Raw genomic sequence first — 1,719 nt, 5'->3', positions numbered from 1 at the left:
TGTTCGGCGAGCCGGGTCGGCCGGTGTCGGTGGGCTATCTGGTTCCTACCGTCGCGCGGGCCTGTGTGGCAAGGGAATTCGCAGCGTTCGCGACCAACAAGCAGCGGCCGGTGTCGGTCTTCTTGCGCGCGCTGGCTCGCGACCTCAACGCATCCACACCGGGCAAGGGCGTCGGGGTGATCGGCCAGTGTTTCACCGGCGGCTTCGCGCTGGCCGCTGCGGTCGACGACAGCGTGCTTGCCCCGGTGCTCAGCCAGCCGTCGGCGCCGATACCGCTGACACTGCGGCACCGCCGCGATCCCGGACTGAGCGACGTGGAGCTGAACGCGTTCAAAGACCGTGCCGTCAACGACGGCGTGTGCGCGATGGGCCTGCGGTTCAGCGAGGACAGAATGGCGCCGGGCGAACGATTCGCCACGCTCAAAGAGCGGCTCGGCGACGCGTTCGAGGTGATCGAGATCAACTCGGGCCCAGGCAACAAACACGGCTTTACCCGGGCGGCGCATTCGGTGCTGACCCTTGAGGTCCGTGAGGTCGACGGTCACCCGGCCTACGAGGCGCGCAAGCGGGTCGTCGAGTTCCTCACTCAGCGGCTGGTTGCGTCGTAGCCTCGGGTTGATTGCGTGCTCGCCACCGCGTGAGCCAACCGGGTTTGCCGTCCTGGTCGTCGTGCTCTTTGATCTCGACGCCCTTGTACACCGCCAGGTAGACGTCAATGGTGGTGACGATGACGATCATCAGCACCGGGCCGATGACAATGCCCCACGGGCCGAACATGGCGATACCCGCGAACACGGCGAGCAACATCAGCGCGGGATTGAGGCGGGCGTCTCGGGGCACCAGGATCGGGCGCAAAAAGTTGTCGAGGTTGGTGACAACTACCAGATTCCAAAGGATTACAAAAACGCCGCCGGGAACGTTGCCGTAGAAGATCATCCCGATACCGAACGGGATGGTCACGATCCCGCCGCCCAGCGGGATGATGGACAGTGCGGTCAACAGAATCGCGAATATGAAGAACCCGTGGTGGAAACCGGCGACGTAGACGGACGCGGCCCCGGCTACCCCTTGGCAGAGTGCGATGACGAACTGACCGTTCACGGTGCCGCGAACCATCGAGCCCATCTTGCGCAAATACAAATCAGTGACGTCGTCACCGAGCGGATTGAGTTGGCGGATCAGGGTGAGAAGTCTCTCGCGGTTGGTCAGCAGGGCGACAAACACGTACAAGAAGATGATCGCTGAGGTGACCGCGCCGAAGAGACTTCCGGCGGTGTCCTGCAGAAAGTGCAGCGACCATTCGCCCGCCTTCTGTGCGACGGTCACCATCGTTTTTCGCAGCGACTCTGCGGTAACTGTCATGTGCAGGAACGGAACCCGCGCCAACAGCTGATTGACCACGTGAAGACTCTGGTCGCCGGGTCCACTGAGACCGGTCTTTTGCACCCAGCCTGCGACATGGGTGACCATCCGGGAAATCTGGACGATCGCCAGCACCACCAACACGCCGACCGGAACGATCACCGCGACCAGCGCCGACAGCAGCGTGCAGGTGGCCGCCAGGCCGGCATTCATCCGACGACCGAACCAATTGAAAAGTGGGGTAAACAAATACGCGCCGACGGCGGCCACCACGATGAGGACGAAGTAGCCGCGCAGGAAATACGCCGCGAATAGCAGGCTGATCAGCGTCCAGACCGCGAGCGCGCGTCTCTGGGT

At 63.2% G+C, this 1,719-nt stretch carries 2 protein-coding genes; one reads left to right on the top strand and one right to left on the bottom strand.

Annotated elements, in window-relative coordinates:
• On the top strand, positions 1–608 hold a 608-nt coding region (locus WAN71_RS10925), incomplete at its 5' end, for a dienelactone hydrolase family protein (RefSeq protein WP_422225341.1).
• Here the strand turns inward: WAN71_RS10925 and WAN71_RS10920 are convergent.
• Positions 583–1,719: AI-2E family transporter (locus WAN71_RS10920; RefSeq protein WP_422225340.1), on the bottom strand; the 1,137-nt coding region annotated here is incomplete at its 5' end. The genes WAN71_RS10925 and WAN71_RS10920 overlap by 26 nt on opposite strands.

Source organism: Mycobacterium sp. (genome assembly GCF_049280035.1).
In the GTDB taxonomy this organism is placed as follows: Bacteria; Actinomycetota; Actinomycetes; order Mycobacteriales; family Mycobacteriaceae; genus Mycobacterium.
The sequence above is the reverse complement of the archived record's forward strand: the minus strand, read 5'-3'. Positions and strand labels throughout refer to the sequence as shown.